The organism is Delftia sp. WY8, from assembly GCF_018437695.1.
Taxonomy (GTDB): domain Bacteria; phylum Pseudomonadota; class Gammaproteobacteria; order Burkholderiales; family Burkholderiaceae_C; genus Comamonas; species Comamonas tsuruhatensis.
The window spans coordinates 2,560,625-2,583,701 of record NZ_CP049795.1; the positions used below are offsets into that span (position 1 = coordinate 2,560,625).

The 23,077-nt window shown below is 67.0% G+C and carries 22 protein-coding genes and 1 pseudogene; 4 read left to right on the forward strand and 19 right to left on the reverse strand.

What is annotated here, in order from left to right:
* Nucleotides 1-12 precede the first annotated feature (12 nt).
* The 3 genes from arsC to G4D77_RS11845 all read left to right on the forward strand — a co-directional run bounded on the left by arsC (nucleotide 13) and on the right by G4D77_RS11845 (nucleotide 1,677).
* On the forward strand, nucleotides 13-435 hold the full coding sequence (gene arsC / locus G4D77_RS11835; RefSeq protein ID WP_012202423.1) for an arsenate reductase (glutaredoxin): 423 nt from the start codon (nucleotides 13-15) through the stop codon (nucleotides 433-435).
* Nucleotides 428-1,150, forward strand: a complete 723-nt coding sequence (gene arsH / locus G4D77_RS11840; protein WP_012202424.1) for an arsenical resistance protein ArsH — start codon at nucleotides 428-430, stop codon at nucleotides 1,148-1,150. The genes arsC and arsH overlap by 8 nt, the downstream gene beginning before the upstream one ends.
* 95 nt (nucleotides 1,151-1,245) lie before the next feature.
* The gene (locus G4D77_RS11845; RefSeq protein ID WP_012202425.1) at nucleotides 1,246-1,677 is read left to right on the forward strand and encodes a hypothetical protein; all 432 of its coding nucleotides are present in this window, start codon (nucleotides 1,246-1,248) and stop codon (nucleotides 1,675-1,677) included.
* An 83-nt stretch (nucleotides 1,678-1,760) separates the two neighbouring features.
* On the opposite strand, the pseudogene G4D77_RS11850 reads toward G4D77_RS11845, so the two are convergent.
* The 19 genes and pseudogenes from G4D77_RS11850 to G4D77_RS11940 form a co-directional block, all read right to left on the reverse strand.
* Nucleotides 1,761-1,907, reverse strand: a pseudogene (locus G4D77_RS11850) (addiction module antidote protein); the annotation flags it as partial.
* Nucleotides 1,907-2,431 carry a helix-turn-helix transcriptional regulator gene (locus G4D77_RS11855; protein WP_012202427.1) on the reverse strand — a complete coding sequence of 175 codons (525 nt, stop codon included), beginning with the start codon at nucleotides 2,429-2,431 and terminating at the stop codon, nucleotides 1,907-1,909. The gene G4D77_RS11855 and the pseudogene G4D77_RS11850, both read right to left, overlap by 1 nt.
* Nucleotides 2,432-2,435: 4 nt before the next feature.
* On the reverse strand, nucleotides 2,436-2,714 hold the full coding sequence (locus G4D77_RS11860) for a hypothetical protein (RefSeq protein WP_012202428.1): 279 nt from the start codon (nucleotides 2,712-2,714) through the stop codon (nucleotides 2,436-2,438).
* A gap of 175 nt (nucleotides 2,715-2,889) precedes the next feature.
* Entirely contained in the window at nucleotides 2,890-4,089 is a 1,200-nt protein-coding gene (locus tag G4D77_RS11865; protein ID WP_016451583.1) for a tyrosine-type recombinase/integrase, read from the reverse strand.
* A 222-nt stretch (nucleotides 4,090-4,311) separates the two neighbouring features.
* Nucleotides 4,312-5,241 carry a 2-hydroxyacid dehydrogenase gene (locus G4D77_RS11870; protein ID WP_154835717.1) on the reverse strand — a complete coding sequence of 310 codons (930 nt, stop codon included), beginning with the start codon at nucleotides 5,239-5,241 and terminating at the stop codon, nucleotides 4,312-4,314.
* A gap of 8 nt (nucleotides 5,242-5,249) precedes the next feature.
* On the reverse strand, nucleotides 5,250-6,020 hold the full coding sequence (locus G4D77_RS11875) for a class II aldolase/adducin family protein (protein WP_012203336.1): 771 nt from the start codon (nucleotides 6,018-6,020) through the stop codon (nucleotides 5,250-5,252).
* Between the two features lie 59 nt (nucleotides 6,021-6,079).
* Nucleotides 6,080-7,624 carry a class I adenylate-forming enzyme family protein gene (locus G4D77_RS11880; protein ID WP_154835719.1) on the reverse strand — a complete coding sequence of 515 codons (1,545 nt, stop codon included), beginning with the start codon at nucleotides 7,622-7,624 and terminating at the stop codon, nucleotides 6,080-6,082.
* Between the two features lie 86 nt (nucleotides 7,625-7,710).
* The gene (locus tag G4D77_RS11885) at nucleotides 7,711-8,697 is read right to left on the reverse strand and encodes a tripartite tricarboxylate transporter substrate binding protein (protein ID WP_154835721.1); all 987 of its coding nucleotides are present in this window, start codon (nucleotides 8,695-8,697) and stop codon (nucleotides 7,711-7,713) included.
* Between the two features lie 125 nt (nucleotides 8,698-8,822).
* Nucleotides 8,823-9,755: an electron transfer flavoprotein subunit alpha/FixB family protein gene (locus G4D77_RS11890; RefSeq protein WP_096915126.1), complete on the reverse strand. Its 933-nt coding sequence runs from the start codon at nucleotides 9,753-9,755 to the stop codon at nucleotides 8,823-8,825.
* 13 nt (nucleotides 9,756-9,768) lie between these two features.
* Nucleotides 9,769-10,518 (reverse strand): electron transfer flavoprotein subunit beta/FixA family protein, encoded by a 750-nt coding sequence (locus G4D77_RS11895; RefSeq protein WP_012203332.1) that lies wholly within the window; start codon nucleotides 10,516-10,518, stop codon nucleotides 9,769-9,771.
* A 122-nt stretch (nucleotides 10,519-10,640) separates the two neighbouring features.
* Complete coding sequence (locus G4D77_RS11900; RefSeq protein WP_013804143.1) at nucleotides 10,641-11,615, reverse strand: NAD(P)H-dependent flavin oxidoreductase; 975 nt, start codon at nucleotides 11,613-11,615, stop codon at nucleotides 10,641-10,643.
* A gap of 7 nt (nucleotides 11,616-11,622) precedes the next feature.
* Nucleotides 11,623-12,636: a Bug family tripartite tricarboxylate transporter substrate binding protein gene (locus G4D77_RS11905; protein ID WP_016450304.1), complete on the reverse strand. Its 1,014-nt coding sequence runs from the start codon at nucleotides 12,634-12,636 to the stop codon at nucleotides 11,623-11,625.
* Between the two features lie 65 nt (nucleotides 12,637-12,701).
* Nucleotides 12,702-13,721, reverse strand: a complete 1,020-nt coding sequence (locus tag G4D77_RS11910) for a Bug family tripartite tricarboxylate transporter substrate binding protein (protein WP_013804145.1) — start codon at nucleotides 13,719-13,721, stop codon at nucleotides 12,702-12,704.
* Between the two features lie 119 nt (nucleotides 13,722-13,840).
* Complete coding sequence (locus G4D77_RS11915) at nucleotides 13,841-15,097, reverse strand: CaiB/BaiF CoA transferase family protein (RefSeq protein ID WP_034390422.1); 1,257 nt, start codon at nucleotides 15,095-15,097, stop codon at nucleotides 13,841-13,843.
* Between the two features lie 42 nt (nucleotides 15,098-15,139).
* Nucleotides 15,140-15,940, reverse strand: a complete 801-nt coding sequence (locus G4D77_RS11920; protein ID WP_013804147.1) for an oxepin-CoA hydrolase, alternative type — start codon at nucleotides 15,938-15,940, stop codon at nucleotides 15,140-15,142.
* 16 nt (nucleotides 15,941-15,956) lie between these two features.
* Nucleotides 15,957-17,093: an acyl-CoA dehydrogenase family protein gene (locus tag G4D77_RS11925; protein WP_154835723.1), complete on the reverse strand. Its 1,137-nt coding sequence runs from the start codon at nucleotides 17,091-17,093 to the stop codon at nucleotides 15,957-15,959.
* 20 nt (nucleotides 17,094-17,113) lie between these two features.
* A complete protein-coding gene (locus tag G4D77_RS11930) occupies nucleotides 17,114-18,310 on the reverse strand; it encodes an acyl-CoA dehydrogenase family protein (protein WP_013804149.1) in 1,197 nt (398 codons plus the stop codon).
* A 166-nt stretch (nucleotides 18,311-18,476) separates the two neighbouring features.
* Complete coding sequence (locus tag G4D77_RS11935) at nucleotides 18,477-19,658, reverse strand: acetyl-CoA C-acyltransferase (RefSeq protein ID WP_063327246.1); 1,182 nt, start codon at nucleotides 19,656-19,658, stop codon at nucleotides 18,477-18,479.
* Between the two features lie 108 nt (nucleotides 19,659-19,766).
* The gene (locus G4D77_RS11940) at nucleotides 19,767-21,884 is read right to left on the reverse strand and encodes a 3-hydroxyacyl-CoA dehydrogenase NAD-binding domain-containing protein (protein ID WP_154835725.1); all 2,118 of its coding nucleotides are present in this window, start codon (nucleotides 21,882-21,884) and stop codon (nucleotides 19,767-19,769) included.
* 275 nt (nucleotides 21,885-22,159) lie between these two features.
* On the opposite strand from G4D77_RS11940, the gene G4D77_RS11945 reads away from it, so the two are divergent.
* Nucleotides 22,160-23,077, forward strand: a complete 918-nt coding sequence (locus tag G4D77_RS11945; protein WP_012203322.1) for a LysR family transcriptional regulator — start codon at nucleotides 22,160-22,162, stop codon at nucleotides 23,075-23,077.

Genomic DNA, 23,077 nt, shown 5'->3' on the forward strand with positions numbered 1-23,077 from the left:
AAGGCATTTCCCATGAGCAGTATCACGATATATCACAACCCCGTCTGCGGCACGTCGCGCAACGTGCTGGCCCTGATCCGCAACAGCGGCGAGGAACCCACGGTCATCGAATACCTGAAGACACCGCCCGACCGCGAAACCCTGCAACGCCTGATCACGGACATGGGCGTGCCGGTGCGCGCGGTATTGCGCGAGAAGGGCACGCCCTACGCGGAACTCGGCCTCGATGACCCGAAGTGGAGCGATGCGCAGTTGATCGACTGCATGCTCCAGCATCCCATTCTGATCAACCGCCCTATCGTGGTGACGCCGCTGGGCACGCGGCTGTGCCGGCCTTCGGAGGCCGTGCTGGACATCCTGCCGCAATCACAGCGCGGCGCGTTCAACAAGGAAGACGGCGAAGCGGTCGTGGACGCGGAAGGCCGCCGTGTCTGAATCCAGAATCGACCTACCCAATATCGACACCGCGCTATTCCAACTGCCCGATACCCAACGGCTGCTGACACCCGAGCGCGCCACGCACGCGCCGCGCTTCCTATTGCTCTATGGCTCGCTACGCGAGCGCTCGTTCAGTCGCTTGGCCGCTGAGGAAGCGGCTCGCATCCTGCGCGCGCTCGGCGGTGAGACGCGCATGTTCAATCCCTCGGGCCTGCCACTGGTGGACGATGCACCCGCCGACCATCCCAAGGTCAAGGAACTGCACGAGCTGGCCCAGTGGGCCGAAGGCATGGTGTGGAGTTCGCCCGAGCGCCATGGGGCCATGACGGGGTTGATGAAGACGCAGATCGACTGGATTCCGCTGTCGGCCGGCGCAGTGCGCCCGACGCAGGGCAAGACGCTGGCGGTGATGCAGGTCTCGGGCGGCTCGCAGTCCTTCAACGCCGTCAACCAGATGCGCGTGCTGGGCCGCTGGATGCGGATGCTGACCATCCCCAACCAGTCCTCGGTCGCCAAGGCGTACCAGGAGTTCGACGAGGCCGGGCGCATGAAGCCCTCGGCCTACTATGACCGCATCGCGGACGTGATGGAGGAGCTGATGAAGTTCACCCTGCTCACGCGCGATGCGGCGCCGTACCTCGTGGACCGCTACAGCGAGCGCAAGGAAAGTGCGGAAGCACTGAGCCGGCGCGTCCAGCAGACGGCTATCTGAACACTCCCCCTAAAAAACAAGCACTTCACTCACCAATCCGTCGTGACGCTAATCTGATGCGCCATCGCAGCGACAGAAACGGATCGGAGAACAGAATGGGAATTTCCAGCAGCAAGGTCTACAAGCAGGCCGATGAGGCCGCTGCGTTTGCGCATATCAGGGAGCTCGCAGAAAAGGAACCCGTCGATGACGAGACGGCTTCGGAATTGTGGCTTGAGGCAGAAGCCATCGTGGACACCTACATCGAGGCCGCTGAGTCGCGGTCCATAGAGGACTTGCCCTCCAGGCAGGAACTGGGCGAGTCCTGCTTTTGGCTGTTGTTCCAGACGAAAGTTTTGCGGGAGGACGAGCATTACCGGCTGATCGTCGAACTGCTGTCGCCACAGCTCGGGCTGTCCCTGTTCGATTTGCTGCCCCGCGTCCGAAAGCTCCGCGAAGCGGCCCTTGACGCACTGGAGGCCATGGTCAAGAAGCCATCAATGGATCGTCCGACAGCGCCGCAAGCGTGCGAGGACGACCTTTTCTGATGGGAAGCTGGTGGCACCTCCGAGCCGAAATTCTCGTATCAGCGATACGAGAATTCATCGGCTGCGGAAGATCGAGCGTCAGCACCGAACGTCCGCGCCATCTGGCGCAGCACAGTCGGCAGTTCGGCCTGGTCGCCGTCCTCCAGAACACCGTTGATGACTTCGAGCGCGAGCGCCGGGTCGCTGCGGTACAGCTCGGCCATCGCTTCGTCATGGGGTCTGCTTTTCATCAGCCCACCAGCGCTTCCAGTTCCTCGAACGCCAGGCGCGGCAAGCGCCGGCCTTCCTTGGCCACGTTGACCTGCAGGGCGGCCCGCGCCACGTCCAGCACCTCCCGCGCCAGGGCATAACCGCCCTTGGCCTGCATCCAGCCCAGCACATCCGCCAGATGCCAGATCGACGCGCTGCCCTCATGCACCGGCGCCGGGAAGCTACCCGGATGGGCCAGCATCAGCTTGCGCATATTCTGCCGCGACACGCCCACGATGTCGGCCACATCGGTCAGCCCAACCAGATCAGGCGCCACTTCGATCAGCCGGGCCGAGGGTGCGGCACGGCGCACATCGGCCAGCGCGCTGCGCACTGCCTCATCTGCATCCACCGCCTCGCGGGTAAATTCCAGCGCCAGCCGCCCCGGCTGCCCGATGCCGACCAGGGCATCGTCGCAGCCGGCTTCACCCAGGCGCTCGACCAGTGTCTGCGAATCGCGGTCGTCATCGGTGAGCTGGTATTTGAGGGTAAAGGTGTATTCCATCGCGCTATTCCTGGGTGCCATCGTCATCCGCCTCGCGCTGCTGGCGGTCCATGGTGCAGTTGTCCACGGCGCGCCGTAAGGCGCGGGCATGGTTGCCGGGGTTCTTCGGCGTGCTCCATACACTGGTAATGCAGAACTCGCCGCAACGGCATTCCTCATCGTTGTACGGGCAGTACATCCGCCCCCAGGCATGGCTACCGCCGACTTCGACACGCCAGCCTTGCCCTTCGGCGTGTCGCAGCGCATCCTCGACCTCTTTCTTCGGGTGAGAGGAACGGGCCATCAGCGACCTCCAGTATGGGGATGATGCGCAAGGTTGTCAAGTGACAACCTTGCTGCAAGGCTTGGTGACCCACGCTCGAATTGTCGCGACAGCGTCGCGACAATTCGGCGGGCCTGATTTCCGACACGAAAGGCTGGCAACGCCGCGCCTGCCGCAGCCGACGGCATCTTGCCGTTCATGCGGACGCCTGCTCGGTGCGTTGCGCCCCGGTGATCGTCTTGCGCCGGTTCGCCACCAGCTCGGCGGCCTGCCGCACCGGATCGTCCTCCGTGTGGACGTACCGCATGAACATCGCCACGGTCTTGTGCGCCGTCAGCGCCATGCCCACCTTCACCGGAATCCCCGAGTTGGCGATGTCAGTGGCCGAACGGTGGCGGATGCCATGCGTGCCCACGTGCGTAGCGCCCGCCGCCTTCAGGATGCGGCACCAGGCACCGTAATACTCGCCCTCGGTGAGATGCTTGGCCGGGTCGTTCGGCGACGGCAGCACGTAGGGGCAGCCGTCCCGGCGCGGCGCGGTGGACAGCAGCCGGTAGGCTTCCTCGCTCAAGGGCTTGGACATGCCACCTGTCTTGCTATCGGGCCAGACCACGCGGCGGTTGTCCAGATCCACCCATGCCCATTCCAGCGAGATGATCTCGGAGCGCCGCCCGGCAAACTCGAATTGCAGGCGGATCGCCAGCGGGATGACGTAGTTCTCCAGCCCTTCGGCCTCGATACCGTCAAGGTGCCGGAACAGCTTGCCCATGTCCTCGTCGCTGATGAGGTGGGTGGCCTTGCCGTCGGGGTACACCGGGACGTGGCGGCATGGGTTGGTGCCGTCCGGCCGATAACCCCAGACCTCGGCCAGGTTGAACATCTTGCGCATGACGCTGAAAGCGCGGTTCGCCTCGGCGGGCTTGTGCGCCATCTTCTTCATCGCCCCGGCCACGTCCGGGCGCTTCACGTCCTGAACCTTGATGCGGCCCAGGAAGGGGACGATGCAGCGGTCGATGACGCCCTGGTAGCCCCGGCGGGTGCTGGGCTTGTTGCGTTGCTTGGAGTGATCCTCCATGAACTTCACGCACAGTTCCGTGACCGTGGGCGCCTTGCGCGCCGCCGCCTTGTCGGCGGCCGGGTCGCCGCCCCGGCGTACCTGGGCCAGCCATTCCTGGGCCAGCGAGCGGGCCTGCTCGACGGTCAGTTCGCCATACAGGCCCAAAGCGGGTTTGCGGCGCTCGCCGGCGTTCGTGCGGTACTGGAGCATGAACACCTTGCGGCCCGCTGGTGTAATCTTGCACAGGAAGCCGGGCACCAGCGTGTCCCGCAGTTCGACGGCCTGCGCCTGGGGTTGTGCCGCATCCACTGCGGACTTGGTGAGCTTGATTTTTGCCACGATGACTCCTCGGAAAGACCCGGTTTCCAGGGGCCACATGGGAGCCACGAGGCAGGAAGCCGGATCAGGTTTCAGAAAGCACCGGCATATGATGAACGCGCCTAAGTTATTGATAAACCTGCTGTATCTGGCTTCGGCGTAGTCCAGCGAATTACGGTACTGAAGTCAGTGTGAAATGAAAAAACGCCACGCAACAGCGCAGCGTCGGATGGAAAAAAGGGCTCAGTACCCCCGCGCCACATCCACAAGGTTAAGCAGCGGCTCGCCCGCGCGCAGGCGGCGCAGGTTCTCCAGGCACTGGCGCGCCACGGTGTCGGCCGAGGCCTGGGCCGCGATGTGCGGCGTGACGAAGGCCTTGGGATGGGCCCAGACCTTGTTGCCGGGCTGGGGCGGCTCGTCGCGCAGCACGTCCAGCGCGGCGCCGGCCAGGTGGTCTTCGTCGAGCAGGGCCAGCAGGTCGTCTTCCACCACCTGCTCGCCGCGCCCCACGTTGATGAAGTAGGCGCCACGCGGCAGCAGGGACAGGGTGCGGCGGTCCAGCAGGTCGCGCGTCTCGGGCGTGAGCGGCAAGGCGCAGACCAGGATATCGCTGGTGGACAGCAGTTGCTTCAGACCTTCGGCACCGCTGTGCGTGGCCAGGCCTGCAATGCTCTTGGCACTGCGGCTCCAGCCGGCGACGGGGTAGCCGACGGCCTGCATGGCGCCGGCCACGAAGCGGCCGACCTCGCCCAGGCCCAGGATGCCCACGCGGCAGTCTGCGCTGGCGCGCACGGGGCGGCGCAGCCAGTCGCCGGCCTGCTGCTGGCGCGCGAACAGGTCCAGCTCGCGCGTGTGGCGCAGCGCGGTGCCCACCACGTACTGGGCGATTTCCACATGCTGCTGCGGATCGACCGTGCGCGCCACGGGCAGGCCAGCCGGCAGGTCGGGCACGGCCAGCAGCTTGTCCACGCCCGCGCTGGGCGCGCACAGCAGCTTCAGGCCCGGATAGGCAGGCAGCACGCCCGGCTTGAGGCTCCAGGCGAGCATGGCCTCGACCGCGTCAGCCGGCGCTTCTTCGCGGTGGCCCCAGACCTGCACGCCGGGCGCCAGCGAGCGCAGCGAATCGACGATGGGCGCGCCCATGCTCGGATGGATGTTGACCAGAATTCCCATGGTTTCCTTCAGTCCTTGTAAGAAGGGTCTATGCGGTCCAGACGGCGCAGCAGGCCGGGCCAGGCCAGGCCTGCGCCCTTGCCCTTGGTGACCTGGCGCGACTGGTTGACCGCATCGGCAATGATGTCCTGCGGGATGCGCGTGAGCTCGCCGCCGCCCGACTGCGCCAGGATCTGGATGCGGCAGGCCGACTCCAGCGTGTACATGGCCAGCACGGCCTCGGCCACGTTGCGGCCGCAGGTCAGCAGGCCGTGGTTGCGCAGGATGAGGAAGTTGCTGGCGCCCAGGTCATCGACCAGGCGCGGCTTCTCGTCGTCGCGCAGGGCCACGCCTTCGTAGTCGTGGTAGGCCAGGCGCGCCAGCGGGAAGATGGACTGCTGCGAGATGGGCAGCAGCCCCTCCTTCTGCGCCGAGACGGCCACGCCGTAGCGCGTGTGCGTGTGCAGCACGCACTGCACCTCGGGACGGCCGTCGTGGATGGCGCTGTGGATGACGAAGCCGGCCGGGTTGACGTCGTACTCGGTCTCCATCAGCGGCCGGCCCTCGTGGTCCACCTTGACCAGGCTGGACGCGGTGATCTCGTCGAACAGCATGCCGTAGGGGTTGATCAGGAACTGGTCGGGCTGGCCCGGCACGCGCGCCGAGATGTGGGTGAAGATCAGGTCGTCCCAGCCGAAGTGGGCGACCAGCCGGTAGGCGGCGGCCAGCTCGATGCGGGTCTGCCATTCCTCGGCCGTCACCTGGCGGCGGACCTCGGACATCGTGGTGTCGTTGCTCATGGGGTGTACCTCTTGGTGGACATCGTGGTGGACATCGTTTGGAGAAAGCATCCGCCGGTTCAGCGCCCCATCGCGTACTGGTCGCGCAGCTCGCGCTTGAGCACCTTGCCGATGGCGCTGCGCGGCAGCTCGGCAATGAAGCGCAGGTCCGCCAGGCGCTGGGTCTTGCCGGCCCGCTGGTTGTACCAGCCCATGATGTCCTCGGGCAGGGCCGGCTGCCCCGCGCGCGACACCACGTAGGCCACGGGCGTCTCGCCCCATTGCTCGGAAGGCACGCCGACCACGGCCACGTCGTCCACGGCCGGGTGGGCGCGCAGCTGGGTCTCCAGGTCGCTGGGGTAGATGTTGAAGCCGCCGCTGATGATCATGTCCTTGCGGCGGTCGAACAGGGTGAGGAATCCATCGGCATCGAAGCGGCCCACGTCGCCCGTGCGGATGAAGCGCTTGCCCGTGGGGTCGAACCATTCGGCCTCGCGCGTCTTGGCAGGCTGGCCGTGGTAGCCGGTCATCATGCTGGCCGAATGACCCACGACCTCGCCATCCTCGCCGGGGGCGACCTCGCGGCCGTCCTCGTCGATGAGGCGGATGTCATGGCCCTCGGCGGGCCTGCCCACGGTGTGCAGCTTGTCCTGGTGCAGATGGGCTTCGAGGATGCAGGTACCGCCGCCTTCGGTCATGCCGTAGAACTCGGTCAGGCTGCCGGGCCAGCGCGCCACCACGTCGGCCTTGAGCTCGGCCCGGAACGGCGCGCTGGTGCAGAACTTGGCGCGGAAGCTGGACAGGTCATGCTCGCCGAACTGCGGCAGCGCCATGATGCGCTGGTACTGCACGGGCACCAGCATGGTGTGGGTGACGCGGTGCTGCTGGGCCAGCTGCAGGTAGCGGGCCGCGTCGAATTTGGGCATCAGCACCACGCAGCCGCCGCTGCCCAGCGTGGGGAAGAACACCACCAGCGTGGTGTTGGAGTACAGCGGCGTGGCCAGCAGCGTCGTGCCCTCGGGGCCATAGCCGTAGACGCTGCCCCGGTTGATGTGGGCCCAGCGCATGCCGTGCGACTGCACGATGCCCTTCGGAACCCCCGTGGTGCCCGAGGAATAGATGATGTTGAACGGCGCGGCCGGCTCCACGCTCACGGGCGCGGGCTGCGCGCCTTCGGGCGCCAGCCAGTCGTCAAAGGCCCGGCCGGGCGCGGCACCGTCCAGCGAAATGCATTGCAGGGCGCTGTCTGCAGGCACCAGGTCCTGGGCCGCCTTGTCGAGGAACAGGTGGCGCGCCTGGGCATCGCGCAGCATGGAGGCCAGGCTGTCGGCCGTGGAGGACGGCGCCAGCGGCGCAACCACCACGCCCGCGCGCAGGGCGCCCAGGAACAGGGCGGCATAGCGCACCGAGTTCAACGCGCAGATGGCAATCGCCTGGCCAGGCTGCACGCCGTCGCGCTGCAGCGCGGCGGCCACGCGGTCCATGAGGGCGTCAAGCTGCGCGTAGCTCAGCGTCTGCTGGTCGTCGCGCAGGGCCGCATGGGCAGGCTGCTGGCGCGCGTGGCTGCGGATCAGCTCGGCCAGCGTGGTGAAGGGCGCATCGGGCGAAGGCAGGGAGACAGTCATGAGGGACTCCGTTTCACGAATTCACGAATCTCAAGCGGACTGCGCCCGCCAGCCCCCTGGCCCTGCGGGCGCATTGGAGGACAGGCCTACTTGGCGGCCAGGCCCAGGCGGTCGATCAGGACCTTGTCCTTGGCATAGGCCTCGCGCACCCATTGCGCATAGTCGGCGCCGGAGCGGTACCAGGCGTCCTGGTTCAGCTGCTTGAGCACCTCGATGTGGCGCGGGTCATCCATGGCTTTCTTGAAGGCGTCGTGCAGCTTGCGCACCACGGCCGGGTCCATGCCCTTGGGACCGGCCAGTCCGTAGGGCGAGGTGGAGACCACGCCATAGCCCAACTCCTTGGCCGTGGGCACCTCGGGCCAGCGCTGGGTGCGCTTTTCGCCGAAGGTCATGAGCAGGCGCATCTGGCCGCCATCCACATAGGTGTCCCAGCCCGAGGCATCGCTTTGCGCGGCCACGTGGCCGCCCAGCAGGGCCTGCTGCAGGTCGGCGTTGCCCTTGAAGGGCACGTGGTTGAGCGTGACCTTGGCGTTCTCGGCCAGCTCCTCCATCAGCAGGTGGGGCGAGGAGCCTATGCCGGTGGAGCCGTACTCGATCTTGCCGGGGCTCTTGCGCGCGGCGGCAATGTATTCGTTGAAGCTCTTGTAGGGCGAGTCCGAGCGCACCGTGAAGCCGAAGGTGTAGCCCGAGACGCCGATGATGTAGGTGAAGTCCGTGACCGGGTTCCAGGCCGTCTTTTGCATGTGCGCCATGCGCAGCATGGACATGGGGAACTGGGTGATGGTGTAGCCATCGGGCTTGGCCGTGCGGGACATGTTGCCCGGGCCCAGCGTGCCGCCCGCGCCGGGCTTGTTCTCCACGATGATGGTCTGGCCCAGCTGCTTGCCCGCGATGTCGGCCAGGGTGCGCATGTGGCGGTCGGTGGAGCCGCCTGCGGGGAAGGGCACGATCAGCGTGATCGGGCGCGTGGGAAAGTCGCTGGCCTGGGCCCATGCCGGTGCGCTGGCGCCCGTGGTGGCCACAAAGACAACAGCCGCATGCGCAAGGCTGCGGCGGCCAATGGAAATCTGCATATCTGTCTCCTGCATCTCTGAACCAGGTGGGGCCGGGGCACATGCCTTGTGTGCCGCTCTGGCCAGGGCCCGGATGCTTCACCCGGGCCCGTTGGCACCGCCTCCCGGTGCGGTGCCTTGCGTTCTTACAGCGACTGCACCAGCTCGGGCACGGCCTGGAACAGGTCGGCCTCCAGGCCGTAGTCGGCCACCGAGAAGATCGGTGCCTCGGGGTCCTTGTTGATCGCCACGATCACCTTGGAGTCCTTCATGCCGGCCAAGTGCTGGATGGCGCCGGAAATACCGGCCGCAATGTACAGCTGGGGCGCGACGATCTTGCCGGTCTGGCCGACCTGCAGGTCATTGGGCGCATAGCCTGCGTCCACCGCTGCGCGGCTGGCACCGATGGCGGCGCCCAGCTTGTCGGCCAGGGGGGTCATGACTTCGTTGAACTTCTCGCTGCTGCCCAGCGCGCGGCCGCCGGAGACGATGATCTTGGCGGCCGTCAGTTCCGGGCGGTCGTTCTTGGTGACCTCGCGGCCCACGAAGCTGCTCTTGCCGTTGTCGCCAGCGGCGGCCAGCTGCTCCACCTGGGCGCTGCCGCCCGTGGTGGCCGCTGCGTCAAAGCCCGTGCCGCGCACGGTGATGACCTTGATCTTGTCGCTGCTTTGCACCGTGGCAATGGCGTTGCCGGCGTATATGGGACGCTCGAAGGTGTCGGCGCTGTCCACCTTGGTGATGTCGCTGATCTGGGCCACGTCCAGCTTGGCTGCCACGCGCGGCGCGGCGTTCTTGCCGCTGGCGGTGGCGGGGAACAGGATGTGGCTGTAGTTCGAAGCAATTGCCAGCACCTGGGCCGCAATGTTCTCGGCCAGGCCGTCCTTCAGGCTGGCGCCATCGGCGTGGATGACCTTGGCAACGCCAGCGATCTGGGCAGCGGCCTGCGCAGCGGCGCCGGCATTCTCGCCCGCCACCAGCACATGCACGTCGCCGCCGCAGGCCAGGGCCGCAGTGACGGTGTTGAGCGTGGCGCTCTTGATGGAAGCGTTGTCGTGTTCTGCAATAACGAGGGATGTCATGTCGCTGTCTTCCTTAGATCACTTTGGCTTCGTTCTTGAGCTTGGACACCAGCGTGGCAACGTCCGGCACCTTCACGCCAGCGCCGCGCTTGGCGGGCTCGGCCACCTTGAGCGTCTTCAGGCGCGGGGCCACATCCACGCCCAGCTCTTCAGGCTTGACGGTGTCCAGCTGCTTTTTCTTGGCCTTCATGATGTTGGGCAGCGTGACGTAGCGCGGCTCGTTCAGGCGCAGGTCGGTGGTGATGACGGCCGGCAGGCTCAGGGCCAGGGTTTCCAGGCCGCCGTCCACTTCACGCGTGACATTCACCTTGTCGCCAGCGACTTCAACCTTGGAGGCGAAGGTGGCCTGGGGCAGGTCGGCCAGGGCCGCCAGCATCTGGCCGGTCTGGTTGGCGTCGTCGTCGATGGCCTGCTTGCCCAGGATGATCAGGCCGGGCTGTTCCTTGTCCACCAGGGCCTTGAGCAGCTTGGCGACGGCCAGGGGCTGCAGCTCCTCGGTGGTCTCCACCAGGATGCCGCGGTCGGCACCGATGGCCATGGCCGTGCGCAGGGTTTCCTGGCACTGGGCCACGCCGCAGGAGACGGCGATGACTTCGGTGGCCACGCCCTTTTCCTTGAGGCGAACGGCTTCTTCGACGGCGATTTCGTCAAAGGGGTTCATGCTCATCTTGACGTTGGCGATGTCCACGCCCGTGCCGTCCGACTTCACGCGGACCTTCACGTTGTAGTCCACGACACGTTTGACGGGTACAAGGATTTTCATGAGAAAGCTCTTTCCTGGTTTTTGAAGTACGACCTACGCAAGAAGGAACAAGGCAAGCGGCTTGCCATGGGGCGCAGCACGTTGTCGCATCCTGTTTGCGTAAGTCCTGTGAAGATGGGCGGTCAGCGGGCCAGGCCGGCCAACCGCTCGTTGATCAGTGCATGGGCCTGGTCCATGATGCCGGAGATCAGCTGCTGGACCGTGGGCACGTCGTGGATCAGGCCGGCCACCATGCCACAGGACCAGACGCCTGCGTCCATGTCGCCGTCATGCATGATGCGCGGATAGACGCCGGCCACCTCGGGCGCGATGTCGGCAAAGGTGATGGCCGCGCCCAGCTCGCGCTCCTTTTGCAGCAGGCGCTCGGTGGCCGGGTTGGTCAGCACGCGCTCGGTGTTGCGCAGCGGACGCATGACCAGGCGCGTATCCAGCTCGCTGGCCGCGACGATGGCCTGCTTGACGTTGTCGTGCACGGGCGCTTCCTGCGTGGCGATGAAGCGCGTGCCCATGTTGATGCCCTCGGCGCCCAGCGCCAGCGCAGCCACCAGCGAGCGGCCGTCGGCCATGCCGCCCGAGGCGACGAAGGGAATCTTCAGTTCTTCGGCCGCACGCGGCAGCAGGATGAAATTGGGGATGTCGTCCTCGCCCGGATGGCCGCCGCATTCGAAGCCGTCCACGCTGATGGCGTCGCAGCCGATGGCCTCGGCCTTGAGCGCATGGCGCACCGAGGTGCACTTGTGGATGACCTTGATGCCGGCTTCCTTGAGCGCGGGCAGCCATTTCTGCGGGTTGTTGCCCGCCGTCTCCACGACCTTGACGCCGCCTTCGATGATGGCCTTGACGTAGCCCGGGTAGTCGGGCGGGTTGACCGAGGGCAGGAAGGTCAGGTTGACGCCGAAGGGCTTGTCCGTCATCTCGCGGCAGCGCGCGATCTCGCGCGCCAGCAGCTCGGGCGTGCGCTGGGTCAGGCCCGTGATCAGCCCCAGGCCGCCCGCGTTGGAGACGGCGGCGGCCAGCTCGGCCAGGCCCACATGGTGCATGCCGCCCTGGATGATGGGGTGCTCGATGCCAAAGAGTTCGGTGATGCGTGTCTTCATGTCGATGTCACTCCACTGCAATGCCCTTGTCGCGGATCAGCTGGCCCCAGCGCGTGTAGTCCTGCTGGATGCGCTGGCCCAGCTGGGCGGGGTTCTGGTAGGCGGCGATGGCGCCTGCGTTGAGCAGCTTTTCCTGGATGTCCTTGTCGGCCAGGATCTGCTGCACTTCGCTGGCGATGCGGTCGACCACGGCCTTGGGGCTACCCTTGGGCGCCAGCAGGCCGCCCCAGGAGACGGCGTCGTAGCCCTTGATGCCCTGCTCGGCAATGGTCTTGGTATCGGGCAGCATGGCCACGCGCTGGGGCGATCCCACGGCGATGGCGCGCAGCTTGCCGGCCTGGATGTGGGGCAGCGCGGCCACGAGGTCGGCATACATGATGGGCACCTGGCCGCCGATGGTGTCGGTGATGGCGGGCACGCCGCCCTTGTAGGGCACGTGCTGCATGTCGAAGCCGGCCATCTGCTTGAGCAGCTCCATGCTCAGGTGGCCGAAGCTGCCGGCGCCCGAGCTGGTGTAGTTGAGCGCGACCTTCTGCGCCTTGGCGTGGGCGATCAGGCTCTTGAGGTCGGTGACATCGGGCAGCAGCGTGGGGTTGACCACGATGACGATGGGCAGGTCATAGACCGTGGCCACGGGCGTGAAGTCCTTGACGGTGTCGTAGCCGGCCTTCTTGTACAGGTGCGGCGCCAGCAGCGTGGGCGTGGCCAGCATCATCAGCGTGTAGCCATCGGCGGGGCTCTTGGCGACCTGCACGGCCGCGATGGAGCCGGAGGCGCCAGGGCGGTTTTCCACCACCACGGTCTGCTTGAGACGCTCGCCCAGCTTCTGGCCCACGATGCGCGATGCCGTGTCGGTGGGGCCGCCCGCCGGGAAGGGCACGACCAGCCGCAGCATCTTGCTGGGCCAGCCGGTCTCGGCCAGGGCGCCGCCGGCCAGGCCGGCCAGCAGCGGGGCTGCGGCCAGGGCCAGAACGCTGCGCCGCGTGGGGCGTGCCGGGGATGCGGGATTGCGCGTGTACATGAAGTCTCCTCTCAAAGCTGTCTCAGCAGTCGTCGGTGGCGGCCCGCTGCTGCGGGCCGGAAAAATCAATCAAGCTTTGCGCCGGCTTCTTCCACCAGCGCCTTCCAGATGGGCATGTCGCGCTGGTAGTTCTCGCGGAAGGCCTGCGGGCTGTTCATCAGCGGCATGAAGCCTGCTCCCACGGTGCGCTCCAGCACCTTGGGGTCCTTGGCGATTTCGCGAAGGTGGCCGTAGAGCTGGTCCACGATCTCCTTGGGCACGCCGGCCGGTGCGCCCATGGCCACCCAGCCGTAGATGGCGTAGGCGTCGTCGGTGACGCCCTGTTCATGGATGGTGGGCAGCTTGGGCAGGATTTCCATGCGCTCCTTGCCGGTGACGCCGATGGCCTTGAGCTTGCCCGAGTCGATGAAGGGCTTGGTGTTGAGCGCGCTGGAAAAGCACATCTGCAGCTGGCCGCCGATCAGCTCCTGGATCATGGGCGCCTCGCCCTTGTAGGCGGCGTGGGTCATGTCGGCGTCCATGGTCTTGCTCATGTAGGCACCGGCCAGGTGGGCATACGAGCCCACGCCCCAGGAGCCGTACGAGAGCTTGCCCTTGTTGGCCTTCACGTAGGCCAGCAGCTCCTTCATGTTGTTGGCCGGCACCGAGGGATGGACCACCAGGGTGACGGGCGCCGCCGCGATCTGGGTGACCAGGGCGATGTCCTTTTGCGGGTTGTAGGGCAGCTTGGTGTAGAGGAACTGGTTGATCAGCATGGAGGTGCTGAGCGAGACCAGCAGGGTGTGGCCGTCGGCGGGCGCCTTGACCACGGCGTCCGTGCCCAGGATGCCGGCCGCACCCGCGCGGTTGTCGATGACCACGGGCTGGCCCACGCGCTTGGCCAGGGCCTCGCCGATGGTGCGCGCAATGATGTCGGTGGCGCCGCCCGCGTTGAAGGGCACGACCACGCGGATGGGCTTGGTGGGCCACGCTGCCGGCTTGCCGGCCTGTGCGAGGGCGCTGGTGGCGCCCGTGGCCAGCAGGCTGGTGCCGCCGATGGCGGCCAGCCCTTGAAGAATGTCGCGGCGTGTGACTTGGTTGCTCATGGTTTTGTCTCCTGGGTATTGCTGTCTATGGGTGCCGTCTTGGTGCGGCATGCAAACCTGGCGGGGCCGGGGACCGGGCATCAATGGCCCCCGTGGAATCAGTCGCGTGATCGGTCCTCTTATCCCTGTTGCGCGGGGGTCTCGGGCAGGGTCAGCACGCCCTTGGACTGCAGCTGCTGCAGCTGCTCGTCGCTCATGCTCAGCAGCCGGTGCAGCACCTCGCGCGTGCCCTCGCCCAGCGTGGGCGGTGCATGGCGGATGGGCAGGCGCTGGCCGTCCAGGCGGTAGGGCGGCGCGAACACGGGCGTGGTGCCGACCACGGGGTGGGGCATGTCCTGCAGCAGGCCGCCACGGCGCGTGCGCTCGCTGGTCAGGGCCTCGTGCAGGCCGGCCACGCGGCCGCAGGGGATGCCGGCGGCCGTCAGGCGCTCCAGCAGCAGATCGCGCGGGAAGGAGCGGATCAGTTCCTTGAGCATGGGGCCCAGCTCCAGGCGGTTCTTGGCGCGGTTGACGTTGGTGGAGAAACGCTCGTCCTCGACGATGTCGGGGCGCATCACCACCTGGCGGCAGAACTTGTCGAACTGGGCGTTGTTGCCCACGGCGATGATCAGCGGGCCGTCGGCCGCCTCATACATGCCGTAGGGAACGATGGAGGGGTGGGCATTGCCGTAGCGCTCGGGGTCGTGGCCCAGCTGCATGGCGTCCAGGCCGTAGTAGCCGGTGATCATGATGCCGCTGTCGTACAGCGCCATCTCGATGAGGCGGCCCTTGCCCGTGCGCTCGCGGCGGAACAGCGCGGCCAGGATGGCCTGGGCCGCGTACATGCCGGTCATGAGATCGACCACGGCCACGCCGAACTTGAGCGGCGGCGTGCCGGCCTCGCCGTTGAGCGCCATGAGGCCCGCCTCGCCCTGGATGACCAGGTCGTAGCCGGGGCGCTTGGCCTCGGGGCCGCTGCTGTCATAGCCGGCCACGGCGCAGTAGATGATGCCGGGCTTGATGGCCTTGAGCTGTTCGTAGCCCAGGCCCAGCTTCTCGGCGCCGCCGGTCTTGAAGTTGTGGATGACCACGTCGAACTGGGGCAGCAGGTCGTGGACGATCTTCACGCCCTCGGGGGTCTGCAGGTCCAGCGTGATGGACCGCTTGTTGCGGTTCATGCTGTTGTAGTAGGTGGTCTCGGTCTTGCCGATGCGCAGACCCCAGTCGCGCGTGTCGTCGCCGCGACCCGGGTGCTCGACCTTGACCACTTCGGCGCCGAAGTCGGCAAGCACCATGCCGCACAGCGGCCCCGCGAACACGCGCGAGAGGTCGAGCACGCGCACACCCTCCAGCGGGAAGTCGATGTCCTGGTTCTGATCGTTGTGGCTGTCGGCCATGTGCGTTGTCTCCTTGGAAAGTCTTTTAGGTCTTGAGCGGTTTCAGCCGCGCAGCTTGGTGAAGTCGGCAGCGCGCTTTTCGAGGAAGGCGCCAATGCCTTCGCGCGATTCCTCGCTCTCCTGCGAGCGCACCATGTACTGCGCCTCCAGCTCCAGCTGCTCTTCCAGCGTGTTGCGCGGCGCCTGGCGGCACAGGTCCTTGATCAGGGCCATGGCCTGGTCGGGGCCGGTGGCCACCTGGGCGGCCAGCGCCACGGCGTCGGCCTGGGCCTGGCCCGGTTCGGACAGCCGGTTGACGGGGCCCAGGGCGTGCAGGCGCTCGCCGCTGATGCGCTCGCCGGTCAGGCACAGCTCGGTCAGCACCTGGCGCGAGACGAACTCGGCCAGGAAGGCGGTGGCGCCGCCATCGGGCGTGAGGCCGACCTTGACGTAGGCGACCGAGAACACGGCGTTCTTCGCCGCCACCAGCATGTCGCAGGCCAGGGCCAGCGACAGGCCCGCGCCGGCCGCCGCGCCTTCGACCGCGGCGATCACGGGCTTGGGAAAGTCGCGCACGCTGCGGATCAGGTCATGCAGGCCTTCGAGCTTGGCACGTCGCTCCTGCACCGGCAGCTCGCGGCGCTTGGCCAGCTGGCGCAGGTCGCCGCCCGCGCAGAAGTGGCCGCCCTCGCCCGTGAGCACCACGGCGCCCACGGTGGGGTCGGTCGCCGCGCTCTTGAGCGCCGCCGAAACGGCCGCGTAGAACTCGGGCGACAGCGCATTGCGCGCGGCCACGTTGTTGTTGGACAGCACCAGCACGGCGCCTTCGCGGCGGGTCAGCAGGACTTGGTTCGCTTCGGTCATGGCGGCTTTCCTTGGCTCAGTGTTGCGAGCCGAGTGCGATGTAACGCGACAGATGGTGGTCCTCGTCGCCGAACTGGTGGTCGATCATGACCAGGCGCTTGGCGTAGTGGGCCAGGGGCAGCTCCCAGGTCATGCCGATGCCGCCATGCATCTGGATGCTTTCCTCGGCCACCAGGGTGCCGATGCGGCCGATGCTGTACTTGGCGGCCGACAGGGCCTTCTCGCGCGCCACGCGGTCTTCGTCCGCAATGGCGGCGGCCGCGTTGATCACGGCCGAGCGCGCCTGCTCCACTTCCAGCAGCAGGTCGGCCATGCGGTGCTGCAGGGCCTGGAAGCTGCCGATGGGCACGCCGAACTGCTTGCGCGTGCGCAGGTACTCCAGCGTCTGGTCCTTGGCCACGTCCATGGCGCCCACGGCCTCGGCGGTCAGCGCCAGCACGGCGTAGCCGCTGATACGTTCCAGCAGGGACAGGCCCTGGCCTTCTTCGCCCAGCAGGGCGTCTGCGCCGACCTGCACCTTGTCCAGCACCAGCTCGGCCGCACGGCCGCCCTCGATGCGGTTGTAGCCGCGCTTGGCGATGCCTGCGGCATTGCCGGGGACCAGGAACAGGCTGATGCCGGCCTCGTCGTACTGGCTGCCCGAGGTGCGGGCCGAGACCAGCAGCAGGTCGGCCTTCTCGCCGAAGGCGACCACGCCCTTGGCACCGTTCAGCACCCAGCCGTCGCCGCTGCGCACGGCCGTGGTGGCGACGTTGTTGAGCTCGTAGTGGCTGCCGGGCTCGTCATGGGCCAGGGCCGCAATGGACGTGCCGCCGATGATGGCTGCCAGCTGTTCCTTTTGCGCATCGCTGCCGGCCGCGATCAGGGCCTGGCCCACGACCAGGGCGCCCAGCAGCGGCTCGGCCACCAGGCCGCGGCCCAGGCATTCGAAGACCACGCTGATGTCGAAGCCCTGGCCGCCGAAGCCGCCAGCGTCTTCCGGGAACAGCGCGCCGATGGCGCCGATGTCCGCGAACTGCCCGTACAGCAGCGGGCTGTGGCCTTCCTCGCCATAGGCGACGTGGTTGCGCGCCTCGATGGCGTACTGCTCGGAGACGAAGCGGTTGAGGCTGTCCGCCAGCATGCGGCGGTCTTCGGTGTGTTCGAAGTTCATATTCCGTTTTCCTTGCCAGATCAGAGGCCGAGGATCATCTTGGAGATGATGTTCTTCTGGATTTCGTTGGAGCCGCCGAAGATCGACAGCTTGCGGTAGTTGAAGTACGCGGCGGCGGCCGTGGCGGCAGCCGCGTCGCCGATGGCGGGCTGGTCGTAGCCGGCCTGCAGGGCCTCTTCGATGAAGGGCGCGGCGTAGGGGCCCATGGCGCGGCGCACCAGGGACAGGATTTCCTGGCGGATCTCGGTGCCGCGGATCTTGAGCATGGAGCTTTCGGCGCCCGGCACGCCGCCGCCGGCCACGGCGGCGATCACGCGCAGGTTGGTGGTCTTCATGTTCTCCAGGTCGATCTCGACCTTGGCCAGGCGGGCCGCGAACAGCGGGTCCTGGGTCAGCGGCTTGCCGTTGCGCAGCATGCGGCCGGCGACGGCCTTGAGCTTTTCCAGGCCGGCCACCGAGAAGCCCACGCCCGCGATGTTGGTGCGCTCGTAGGTCAGCAGGTACTTGGCGTAGGTCCAGCCCTTGTTCTCCTCGCCGACCAGGTTTTCCACGGGCACCCTGACGTCGGTGAAGAAGACTTCGTTGACCTCGTGCTCGCCGTCCAGCGTGATGATGGGGCGCACTTCCACGCCGGGCGAGTTCATGTCCACCAGCAGGAAGCTGATGCCCTGCTGCGCCTTGGCCTCGCGGTTGGTGCGCACCAGGCAGAAGATCATGTTGGCGTGCTGGCCCAGCGTGGTCCAGGTCTTCTGGCCGTTGACGATGTAGTGATCTCCATCGCGCACGGCCGACGTCTTTACCGAGGCCAGGTCCGAACCCGAACCCGGCTCCGAATAGCCCTGGCACCACCAGTCGGCGCCATTGAGGATGCGCGGCAGCCAGTGGGCCTTCTGCGCCTCGTTGCCGTACTTGATCAGGACGGGGCCCAGCATGCTCAGCCCGAAGGGCACGATGCGCGGCGTGCCCGCCAGTGCGCATTCATGCTCGAAGATGAATTTCTGCACCGCGCTCCAGCCCGGGCCGCCGTGCTGCTCGGGCCAGTGGTTGGCCAGCCAGCCGCGCTCGTTGAGGATGGCGTGCCAGCGCTCCATGTCCTGCTTGCTCAGTTGCAGGCCGTTCTTGACCTTGTGCGACAGGTCCTCGGGCAGCTTGTCCTTGAGGAAGCCGCGAACCTCGTCGCGGAAGGCCAGTTCTTCAGTCGTAAATTGCAAATCCATTGCTATTCCCCAGTAATCCGTGGCGTTGTAAGCCGTTTGCAGCCCTGAAATTGGCGTGCCCTAAGCGAGGGACGCCGAGCAAGGGCCGCCCCGCAGCAAGGGCGTCGTTCCCCTCCCGCGAAGCGAGAGAGGGGGAAGCGGCGCCAGCCGCTCAGGGGGTGCTTATTCAATAAATTTCGAACAGGCCTGCGGCGCCCATGCCACCTGCGATGCACATGGTGACCACGCCCCACTTGGCCTTGCGGCGCCGGCCTTCCAGCAGGATGTGGCCCGCCAGGCGCGCACCCGTCATGCCGAAGGGGTGGCCGATGGAGATGGCGCCGCCGTTGACGTTCAGGCGCTCGTTGGGAATGCCCAGCTTGCGCTGGCAGTACAGGGCCTGGGAGGCGAAGGCCTCGTTGAGTTCCCACAGGTCGATGTCCTCGACCTTGAGGCCGTGGCGCGCCAGCAGCTTGGGGACCGCGAAGACGGGGCCGATGCCCATTTCGTCAGGCTCGCAGCCGGCCACGGCAAAGCCGCGGAAGGCGCCCAGCGGGGACAGGCCCAGGCGCTCGGCCTGCCTGGCTTCCATCAGCACGCAGGCCGACGATCCATCGGACAGCTGCGAGGCATTGCCAGCCGTGATGAACTGGTCCGGGCCCTTGACGGGTTCCAGCTTGGCCAGGCCTTCCAACGTGGTGGAGGCGCGGTTGCAGTTGTCCTTGGTGGCGACCACGTCGCGGTAGGTGATCTCGCCCGTGTCCTTGTTCTTCTCGGCCATGCGCGTGGCGCAGGCAATGATTTCGTCCTTGAACAGGTCGGCGGCCTGGGCGGCGGCCGTGCGCTGCTGGCTTTGCAGCGAGAAGGCGTCCTGGTCCTCGCGGCTGATGCCGTAGCGGCGCGCCACGATGTCGGCCGTGTCGATCATGGCCATGTACAGCGCGGGCTTGTGCTCGACCAGCCAGGGGTCCATGTCGGTGGGCAGGTTGTTGCCGGGGCGGATGCCCGAGATGGTCTCGATGCCGCCGGCCAGCATGGCGTCCACGCCCTCGGCCACGATGCGGCCCGCCGCGATGGCGATGGACTGCAGGCCCGAGGCACAAAAGCGCGTGATGGTCGTGCCCGCGATGGACAGGGGCAGCTCGGCGCGCAGCACGGTCTGGCGGCCCAGGTTGCGGCCCTGGAAGCCGTCGGGGTTGCCGCAGCCCAGGATCAGGTCCTCGATCATGGCCGGGTCGATGCCCGAGCGCTCGACCGCGGCCTTGACCGAGAAGGCCGCCAGCTGGGCGGCGGGCGTGACGTTGAACTCGCCGCGGTGCGACTTGGTCAGGGGCGTGCGGGCAGTGGAAACGATGACGGCTTCGCGCATGGTCGGTCCTTGCTTGTCTCTGGAAAATTGTTGTGGTTGTGCACGGCCCTGCCCGCTCTGCGTTGGACGAAGCGGGTCAAGGGCATGGCGGGGAAACGCGGGGGCGGCTTACGCTGCCTTGTTCAAGCTTTCGAAATCGCGGCCTTCGGCCACGAGCTTTTCGAGCAGGGGAGCGGGCTTCCAGAACAGCGCGTCTTCCTTGGCGAATTCGCGGATGTCGGCCAGCACCTTGTCCAAACCTTGCATGTCGGCCCACTTCATGGGGCCGCCACGAAAGCGCGGGAAGCCGTAGCCGGACAGGAAGGTCACGTCCACGTCCAGCGGGCGCAGGGCAATGCCCTCCTCCACCACCTTGGCGCCTTCGTTGACCATGGCGGCCATGTAGCGGCGCATGATTTCCTCAGGGGTGAACTTGCGCGGCGTCACGCCCTTCTTGGCGCGCTCGGCATCGACGATGGCCAGCACTTCGGGGTCGGGCTGGCCGACGCGCGCGCCCTGCGGGTAGAGGTAGAAGCCACGGCCCGTCTTCTGGCCGAACCAGCCGCGCTCGCAGACGCGGTCGGCCACTTCGACGTAGCGGGCCTTGGGATCGCGCGTGGCCGCGCGGCGCTTGCGCGTGGCCCAGCCGATGTCGCCGCCGGCCAGGTCGGTGACCTGGAACGGGCCCATCGGGTAGCCGAAGCCGCGCACGGCCTCGTCGATCTCGTAGGGGCTGGCGCCGTCTTCCATGATGTAGTCGGCAGCCTGCTTGTAGACGGCCAGGATGCGGTTGCCGATGAAGCCGTCGCAGACGCCGGCACGCACGGGCACCTTCTTCATGCGCTTGGCCAGCTCGAAGGCCGTGGTCACCACGTCGGGCGCCACCTTGGCGGGCACCACGATCTCCAGCAGCTTCATGATGTTGGCGGGGCTGAAGAAGTGCAGGCCGATCACGTCCTGCGGGCGCGAGGTGGCGGCGGCAATGGCGTCGATGTCCAGGTAGGAGGTGTTGGTGGCCAGCACGGCGCCGGGCTTGCAGACGCGGTCCAGTTCCTTGAACACGGCCTTCTTGACTTCGAGGTCCTCGAACACGGCCTCGATCACCAGGTCCACATCCTTGATGTCGTCATAGGAGGTGCTGGGTGTGTAGCGCGCCATGACGGCGGCCTTGGCCTCCTCGGTCATGCGGCCCTTGGCGATCAGGCCGTTGTAGACCTTCTCCACATTGGCCTGGCCGCGCGCGATGGACTCGGCGTCGCGCTCGATCATGGTCACCGTGAGGCCCGCGTCCAGCGCGGACACCGTGATGCCGGCGCCCATGGTGCCGCCGCCGATGACGGCGATCTTGGCAAAGTGGCGCGGCGCAGCGGCCTTGGCTTCGGGAATCTTGGCGGTTTCGCGCTCGGCGAAGAAGGCATGGATCAGGCCGGCGCGCTGCGGGCTGTTCAGGCATTCCACGAACAGGGCGCGCTCCTTGGCGATGCCTTCGTCGAAGGGCAGCTCCACGGCGGCGCGCACGCATTCCACGATCTTCAGCGGCGAGAACAGGCCGCGGCTCTTCTTGGCGGTCTCGGCGGCCAGCGCGTCGAGTTCGGCCAGGGCAGCAGCCTTGTCGGCAATCTCGATGTCACGCGTGCGGCGCGGCGCGGTATTGGTTGCCAGCAGCTCGTTGGCGTAGGCCAGGCCTGCGGCCGTGGCGTCGGTGCCGTCCACCAGCTTGTCCACCAGGCCGGCGGCCAGCGCGGCCTTGGCAGACAGGTGCTTGCCGCTGAGCATGAGGTCGGCGGCCGCCTTCACGCCCATCAGGCGCGGTGCGCGCTGCGTGCCGCCGGCGCCGGGCAGCAGGCCCAGGTTGACTTCGGGCAGGCCGAGCTTGGCAGCCGGCAAAGCCAGGCGGTAGTGGGCCGACATGGCCACTTCCAGGCCGCCGCCCAGGGCCGGGCCATGGATGGCGGCGACCACGATCTTGTCGGAGGCTTCAAGGCGATTGAGCACCTCGGGCAGCGAGGGCGGCATGGCGGGCTTGCCGAATTCGCGGATGTCTGCTCCGGCGATGAAGGCCTTGCCCTCACCCACGATGAGCACGGCCTTGACGGCGGCATCCGATTCGGCCTGCTCCACGGCAGCCAGCAGGCCGGCGCGCACGGCCTGGCCCAGGGCATTCACGGGGGGGTTGTTGATGCTGACCACCAGCACGGCACCATCAAGGCGGGTCTGGACCACGGAAGCCTGGGCTTGTTCGCTCATCTGTATGTCTCCGAACTTGGGTTTTCCACTCAAAACATCCATTCTTGCTACGACAATGGTTCTTTACAATCCCATGAATGATTGACAGACTGTAAAAAAATCTTTGACATTGAAGCGCTTGCGCGCCTTCCCCCCTCTATTCGCTGCGCGAGGAGGGGGACGACACCATCGCTGCAGGGCGGCACGGCCGGCGTAGGCCCTTGCTCGGTGTCCCTGGTTTTGGAGCCCCGCCCATTTCCTAGGCTGTGGGCGAAGCAAAGTATCTGGACATATCCATGGATCTGAACTCCCTGACCCTGCTGGTGGAAATCATCGATAGCGGCAATCTGAGCCAGGCGGCGCGCAAGCTGAAGATGACGCGGGCCAATGTGAGCTATCACCTGACGCAGCTGGAAAAATCGGTGGGGGTGCAGCTGGTGCGGCGCACCACGCGGCGCGTGGAGCCGACCGAGGTGGGGATGCGGATGTACGAGCATGGCCGCGCGATCCAGAACGAGATGATGTCGGCGCGCGAGACGATCACGTCGCTGGGCCAGGGGATGGCGGGCCGCGTGGGGCTGAGCGTGCCCAGCGGCTATGGGCAGATCGTGATGAGCGACTGGCTGATCGAGTTCAAGCGGCTGTATCCGGGCATCGTGCTGGATGTGCTGTTCGAGAACCGGGCCGACCATTTGCGCGACGAGGTGGACATCGCCATCCGCGTGATCCAGGAGCCGCCGCTGTCGGTGATTGCGCGCAGCCTGGGCAATGTGCACTACGTGGCCTGCGCCTCACGCGAGTATGCGCAGCAGCACGGCCTGCCCACCACGCTCTACGAGCTGCGCAACAGCCCGCTGATCACGGCCGGCGTGATGGGCCGCCAGCTGCGCCTGTCGGCCTACCAGGGAACGGACCGCCAGGAGGTGCTGCTGGCGCCGACCATGATCTCCGAGCACTTCCCCTTCCTGCGCCAGGGCATTCTGGCGGGCCTGGGTGTGGGCCTGGTGCCCGACTACGTGGTGCAGGACAAGGTGGCCAGCGGCGAGGTGGTGCTGACCCTGCAGGAGTACCGCCTGAGCATCTTCGGCACCCACATGTACCTGCTGTACCTGCCCGACCGTCATCAGACGCGAGCCGTGCGCACCTGCATCGACTTCCTGCTGGCCAAGGCCGGCCAGGGCGGCAGCGGCAGCGGCGACGCTGCCGCCACCTGA

Coding starts and splice junctions, on each gene's coding strand:
- G4D77_RS11905 (WP_016450304.1), bottom strand. CDS start 12,636: ATGTACACGCGCAATCCCGCATCCCCGGCACGCCCCACGCGGCGCAGC.
- G4D77_RS11925 (WP_154835723.1), bottom strand. CDS start 17,093: ATGAACTTCGAACACACCGAAGACCGCCGCATGCTGGCGGACAGCCTC.
- G4D77_RS11885 (WP_154835721.1), bottom strand. CDS start 8,697: ATGCAGATTTCCATTGGCCGCCGCAGCCTTGCGCATGCGGCTGTTGTC.
- G4D77_RS11920 (WP_013804147.1), bottom strand. CDS start 15,940: ATGACCGAAGCGAACCAAGTCCTGCTGACCCGCCGCGAAGGCGCCGTG.
- G4D77_RS11845 (WP_012202425.1), top strand. CDS start 1,246: ATGGGAATTTCCAGCAGCAAGGTCTACAAGCAGGCCGATGAGGCCGCT.
- G4D77_RS11940 (WP_154835725.1), bottom strand. CDS start 21,884: ATGAGCGAACAAGCCCAGGCTTCCGTGGTCCAGACCCGCCTTGATGGT.
- G4D77_RS11875 (WP_012203336.1), bottom strand. CDS start 6,020: ATGAGCAACGACACCACGATGTCCGAGGTCCGCCGCCAGGTGACGGCC.
- arsC (WP_012202423.1), top strand. CDS start 13: ATGAGCAGTATCACGATATATCACAACCCCGTCTGCGGCACGTCGCGC.
- G4D77_RS11910 (WP_013804145.1), bottom strand. CDS start 13,721: ATGAGCAACCAAGTCACACGCCGCGACATTCTTCAAGGGCTGGCCGCC.
- G4D77_RS11880 (WP_154835719.1), bottom strand. CDS start 7,624: ATGACTGTCTCCCTGCCTTCGCCCGATGCGCCCTTCACCACGCTGGCC.
- G4D77_RS11915 (WP_034390422.1), bottom strand. CDS start 15,097: ATGGCCGACAGCCACAACGATCAGAACCAGGACATCGACTTCCCGCTG.
- G4D77_RS11935 (WP_063327246.1), bottom strand. CDS start 19,658: ATGCGCGAAGCCGTCATCGTTTCCACTGCCCGCACGCCCCTGACCAAG.
- G4D77_RS11890 (WP_096915126.1), bottom strand. CDS start 9,755: ATGACATCCCTCGTTATTGCAGAACACGACAACGCTTCCATCAAGAGC.
- G4D77_RS11900 (WP_013804143.1), bottom strand. CDS start 11,615: ATGAAGACACGCATCACCGAACTCTTTGGCATCGAGCACCCCATCATC.
- G4D77_RS11945 (WP_012203322.1), top strand. CDS start 22,160: ATGGATCTGAACTCCCTGACCCTGCTGGTGGAAATCATCGATAGCGGC.
- G4D77_RS11930 (WP_013804149.1), bottom strand. CDS start 18,310: ATGGATTTGCAATTTACGACTGAAGAACTGGCCTTCCGCGACGAGGTT.
- G4D77_RS11895 (WP_012203332.1), bottom strand. CDS start 10,518: ATGAAAATCCTTGTACCCGTCAAACGTGTCGTGGACTACAACGTGAAG.
- G4D77_RS11855 (WP_012202427.1), bottom strand. CDS start 2,431: ATGGAATACACCTTTACCCTCAAATACCAGCTCACCGATGACGACCGC.
- G4D77_RS11860 (WP_012202428.1), bottom strand. CDS start 2,714: ATGGCCCGTTCCTCTCACCCGAAGAAAGAGGTCGAGGATGCGCTGCGA.
- G4D77_RS11870 (WP_154835717.1), bottom strand. CDS start 5,241: ATGGGAATTCTGGTCAACATCCATCCGAGCATGGGCGCGCCCATCGTC.